Source organism: Zoogloea sp., assembly GCF_023150065.1.
Lineage (GTDB): Bacteria > Pseudomonadota > Gammaproteobacteria > Burkholderiales > Rhodocyclaceae > Zoogloea.
On the sequence record NZ_JAKLLN010000123.1, the window covers coordinates 1 to 683 of the forward strand.

General features: G+C 61.3%; 1 protein-coding gene and 1 pseudogene. Both read left to right on the forward strand.

Going from position 1 to position 683, the window contains the following annotated elements:
* The coding region (locus L6Q67_RS23810) for a hemerythrin domain-containing protein (protein WP_367171676.1) at window positions 1-229 on the forward strand (229 nt) is incomplete at its 5' end.
* A gap of 340 nt (window positions 230-569) precedes the next feature.
* Window positions 570-683, forward strand: a pseudogene (locus L6Q67_RS23815) (branched-chain amino acid ABC transporter permease); the annotation flags it as partial.

The following is a 683-nucleotide window of genomic DNA, read 5'->3' on the forward strand; positions in this document are numbered from 1 at the left end:
CGATTTCTACCGCAACCACATGATGCTGGAAGAGCGCGAAGCCCTGCCGCTGGCCCGCAAGGTGCTCACCGCCGAAGACTGGGCCGAGGTGGATCGCGCCTTTACCCAGGACCGCGACCCCATGAGCGGCACCCGCGGCAAGCCGGAAGACTTCGCCGACGTGTTCTCGAAGCTCGTCGCCGCCGCGCCGGCGCCCATCGGCCTGGGCGCCGGCCCGTACCGGGGCTGATCGCCTGAGCTGAACCCCGCGCCGCCGCTGGCGGTTCGCACCTTCCTGCCGCGCCGCACGCCAGAACCGGTCACCTGATTTCAGGTGGCCGGTTCTTTTTTGAGCGTCGACACACCCTGCTGTAGGGGCGACTTCAGTCGCCCGCGGACTTTCGGTTTGGCTCCTGCGCGTGCTTTGCGCGCAGTTGGGCGACTGAAGTCGCCCCTACAAAAGATATCAAAAAAGAGTTGTTGCTAATTCGAGATATCGTATAAAGTATATTTGTTGGAGGATTAGCGCCGCTTATATCAAATATTAGATGCGGCTTGACGGTAGTCTGGTTAAGGAGAGGGGTTCGGCCTTGGATGCAGGAATCGTTTTGATACTCGGACAGGACGGGGTGACCGGCGGGGCGATTTATGCCCTGCTGGCGTTGGCCCTGGTCCTCGTCTTCTCGGTCACGCGGGTGATCTTC